Consider the following 4,907-nt stretch of genomic DNA (forward strand, 5'->3'; position numbering starts at 1 on the left):
ACGCTCGGGCTTGAGGGCCCGGCGGTCACCGTCGACACCGCCTGCTCCTCCTCACTGGTGGCACTCCACCTGGCGGTGCAGGCGCTCCGTTCCGGCGAGTGCTCCCTCGCGCTGGTCGGCGGCGTCGCGGTGATGGCGACCCCCGATGTCTTCGTCGAGTTCAGCCGTCAGCGGGGTCTGGCTCCGGACGGGCGGGCGAAGTCGTTCGCGGCCGGGGCCGATGGCACCTCGTGGGGTGAGGGCGCGGGGATGCTGCTGGTGGAGAGGTTGTCGGACGCGCGCGCCAACGGTCACCCGGTGCTGGCCGTCGTCCGTGGCTCCGCGGTCAACCAGGACGGCGCGTCGAACGGCCTGACGGCCCCGAACGGCCCGTCCCAGCGCCGCGTGATCCGCCAGGCCCTCGCCAACGCGCGTGTGTCGTCGGACCAGGTGGACGCCGTGGAGGCGCACGGTACGGGCACGACGCTGGGTGATCCGATCGAGGCGCAGGCGTTGCTGGCGACGTACGGGCAGGACCGCCCGGAGGGCAGTCCGCTGTGGCTCGGCTCGATCAAGTCGAACATCGGTCACACCCAGGCGGCCGCCGGTGTGGCGGGGATCATCAAGATGGTCAAGGCCATGGAGCACGGCGTCCTGCCACGGACCCTGCACGTGGACGAGCCGACGCCCCATGTGGACTGGGCGTCCGGCGACGTGGAGTTGCTGACCGAGACCCGGGACTGGCCTCGGACCGAGGGGCGTCCGCGGCGGGCGGGGATCTCCTCGTTCGGGATCAGCGGCACCAACGCCCACGTGATCGTCGAAGCGGCACCACCCGTCGAGGCGGAAACCGACAGGGAACCCGGAGTACCGCTGGAGGTCGTCCCCTGGCCGATCTCCGCACGCGGTGAAGCGGGGATACGCGCCCAGGCCGAACGACTGGCCGCGTTCGTCCGGGCCGAAGGGCACCTCACGCCCCAGGACATCGCCTTCTCCCTGGCGACCTCGCGCGCGCACTTGGAACACCGTGCCGTGGTGATCGGCCGGGACCGCGACGAACTCCTGTCCAGGCTGGACGAGTTGGCGGAGGGTGAAACCGGCCGCGGAGTGGTGCGGGGAACGGCGAACTCCGGCCGTACGGCGTTCCTGTTCTCGGGTCAGGGTGCGCAACGGGCGGGGATGGGACGGGAGTTGTACGAGGCCTTTCCGGTGTTCGCGTCGGCGCTGGACGAGGTGTGTGGCGAGTTGGACCGGCATCTGGACCGCCCGGTGCGCGAGGTGATGTGGTCCGATCCGGAGCTGCTGGGGCAGACGGTGTTCACGCAGGCGGGCTTGTTCGCGGTCGAGGTGGCGTTGTTCCGGTTGCTCGTTTCGTGGGGTGTACGGCCTGACTTCGTGGCGGGTCATTCGATCGGTGAGTTGGCGGCGGCCCATGTGGCCGGGGTGTTCTCGCTGGAGGACGGGGCGCGTTTGGTCGCCGCGCGGGGCCGGTTGATGCAGGCGCTGCCCTCGGGTGGGGCGATGGTCGCGATCCAGGCGAGCGAGGACGAGGTCGTTCCGCTGCTGGGCGGAGCGGAGGTGGCCATCGCGGCGGTGAATGGGCCGACCTCGGTGGTGGTGTCCGGTGCGGACGCCCAAGTCTCGGCCATCGAAGCCCACTTCAGCGCGCTGGGTCGTAAGACGAGTCGTCTGCGGGTCTCGCACGCCTTCCACTCCCCGCTCATGGATCCGATGCTCGACGACTTCCGCGAAGTAGCCGAGACCGTCACCTACGACGCACCCGCCATCCCGGTCGTCTCGAACGTGACGGGCGGCCCGGCGGAGGACCTCGGTTCGGCCGACTACTGGGTGCGGCATGTCCGTGAGGCGGTCCGGTTCGCCGACGGCGTCCGGACCCTGCACGACGAGGGGGTCACCCGCTTCCTGGAACTGGGACCCGACGGAGTCCTGACCGCCATGGCACAAGCGTGCCTGGATGCCTCCGACGTCACGGTGGCCGTGCCCACTCTGGTCGCCGAGCGGCCCGAGACCGCCACACTGCTCACCGCGTTCGGCACGCTGCACGCCGACGGGGCTCCGGTGAACTGGGCGGCACTGTTCGACAACCGCGGCGCCGCACGGGTCGACCTGCCCACCTACGCCTTCCAACGCGACCGGTACTGGCTGCTCGATGCCTCGGCGAGCGGCGACGCGACCTCGCTGGGCCTCGGGCCGGTCGACCATCCGCTGCTCGGCGCGGTCACGGGCCTGCCCGGCTCCGGTGTGCTGGTGCTGACCGGCCGGCTGTCGGCCGACTCCCATCCCTGGCTCAGTGACCACCGCATGCTGGGCGGGGTGGTCGTGCCGGGGACGGCGCTGCTGGAACTGGCCGTCCACGCGGGTGACCACGCGGGGTGCCCCGTGGTCGAGGAGCTGACACTTCAGGCACCCCTGGTGCTGCCCGAGTACGGCGGTGTCGCCGTGCAGGTCGTGGTGGAGGCCGCCGACGAGACCGGCCGGCGGGTGATCGGCGTCTACTCCCAGGCCGACGCCACCGACCAGGTGTGGGTGCGCCACGCCACCGGCGTCCTCGGCGACGAGGCCGGGGAACCGTCGGCCGACGAGGAGACCTGGCCGCCACCGGGCGCGACTGCGGTGCCGGTGGACGGCGCCTACGACGAACTCGCGGCTGCCGGCTACGACTACGGACCGCTGTTCCAAGGACTGCGGGCGGTGTGGCGGCGCGGCGACGAACTGTTCGCGGAAGTAGCTCTGCCGCAGGACGAGGAGCACGCGCTTGAGGAGGCGGGCGCGTTCGGCATGCACCCCGCGCTGCTCGACGCCGTCCTGCACACCGCTCTGGTGACCCGGGACGACCAGGCCGGGAACGAGATGGTCCTCCCGTTCACATGGAACGGCGTACGACTGTTCGCCTCCGGGGCCTCGGCCGTACGGGCGCGGCTGACGCCGACGGACTCGGGCGGGATGGCGCTGCGGCTGACCGACGAGGCGGGCGGCCCGGTGCTGACCGTGGACTCCCTGGTATCGCGCCCGCTGTCGGCCGGGCAACTCACCGCCGTCACACCCACGTCTCACGACTCGCTGTACCGGCTGGGGTGGACCCCGACCGGATCCGGCCCGGGGCCCGAGGTGCCCTGGTCGCTGTGGGACGACCTGGCCGACGCGTCCGAGGTGCCGGACGTCGTGGTGCTGCCGGTCACGAGCGGGGACACGGGCGGTGACGCCGGCGAGGTGCGTGCCGCTGTGCACCGTACGGTCGAAGTCGTACAGGCATGGTTGGCCGAGGACAGGTTCGCCGGGTCCCGGCTGGCCGTGGTGACCAGCGGTGCGGTCGCGCTCGACGGCGAGGACGTCACGGACCTCGCGGGTGCGGCGGTGTGGGGTCTGGTGCGGTCGGCGCAGTCGGAGGAACCGGGCCGCATCCTCCTGGTGGACACGGACGCCCCCGCGGACTTGTCCCGCCTGACCGGCGACGCGACAGCGCTGGACGAACCCCAGCTCGTGATGCGTGAGGGTGTCGTTCACATCCCGCGCCTGGCCAGGTTCTCCCCGCCGGAGGACCCGGCCGACAGGGACGATGGGGCCACCGCGACACCCCTCTTCAGCGGTGACACCGGGGCCGTTCTGGTGACGGGTGCGTTCGGTGCGCTGGGTGGGCTCGTGGCGCGGCATCTTGTTGTCCAGCATGGTGTGCGTCGTCTGGTGTTGGTGGGGCGTCGAGGTGCGGAGGCTCCGGGGGCCGGGGAGTTGTGTGCGGAGCTGACCGGGCTGGGTGCCGAGGTCGAGGCGGTGGCCTGTGACGTTGGCGATCGGGATGCGGTGGCGGCGTTGGTGTCGGGCCGTGAGTTGTCGGGTGTGGTGCATGTCGCCGGGGTGCTGGACGACGGGGTGATCTCGTCCCTGACGCCGGGGCGGGTGGACACGGTGTTGCGTCCGAAGGTGGACGCGGCCTGGCATCTGCATGAGCTGACCCGTGACATGGGTTTGTCGGCGTTCGTGTTGTTCTCGTCGGCGGCGGGCGTGCTGGGTGCTCCGGGTCAGGGCAACTACGCGGCTGCCAATGGCTTCCTGGACGCGCTGGCCGTTCATCGGCGGGCGAATGGCCTGCCCGCCCAGTCGCTCGCCTGGGGGCCCTGGGCCACGGACGCCGAGGGCATGGCCGGCGGGCTTGCCGGTTCCGATGTGCAGCGGATGGCGCGGTCCGGGGTGGAGGGACTCTCCGCCGAACAGGGCCTCGACCTGTTCGACACCGCGGTCCGGACGACCGAGCCGCTGCTCGTGCCGATCAGGCTGGCCACGAACGCGCTCGCCGCCGCCGGCGACGAGCTGCCGCACATCCTGCGGGGCCTGGTGTCCGGACGCCGACGCAGGACGGCCGCAGCGGGTACGCGGGAGGCGGCGGCGCTGCGGCAGCGGCTCATCGCGCTGCCCGAGGCCGAGCGCCGGCCGGTCCTCCTGGAGACCGTGCGCGCCCAGACCGCGCACGTCCTGGGGTTCGCGGGACCGCAGGACGTCGACGGTGGACGCGCGTTCCGCGACCTCGGTATCGATTCGCTGTCCGCTGTCGAACTGCGCAACCGGTTGAACCGGGCGACGGGCTTGCGACTGCCCGCGACGCTGGTCTTCGACTACCCGACGCCGCAGGTGCTGTCCGACCACCTGCTCGGTGAACTCCTCGACGGCCTCGGCATCCTGGGCTCGGAGTCGTCCACCGGGTCCGCCCTCGTACTACGGACGCCGGTCGACGACGAGCCGGTCGCGATCGTGGGCATGGCCTGCCGCTATCCCGGCGGCGTCGTCTCGCCGGACGACCTGTGGCAACTCGTCGCGGACGGCGTCGACGGCGTCTCAGGTCTCCCCACCGCGCGGGGCTGGGATCTGGCCGGGCTGTTCGACCCCGAGCCCGGTCGTCCGGGCAAGAGTTACGT

The 4,907-nt window shown here is 71.9% G+C and carries 1 protein-coding gene; it reads left to right on the plus strand.

Translation table 11 applies throughout. The annotated features are described in order from the left end of the window. On the plus strand, positions 1-4,907 hold a 4,907-nt coding region (locus IE278_RS41555), incomplete at both ends, for a type I polyketide synthase (RefSeq protein WP_189780220.1).

Source organism: Streptomyces tauricus (assembly GCF_014650955.1).
Lineage (GTDB): Bacteria > Actinomycetota > Actinomycetes > Streptomycetales > Streptomycetaceae > Streptomyces > Streptomyces tauricus.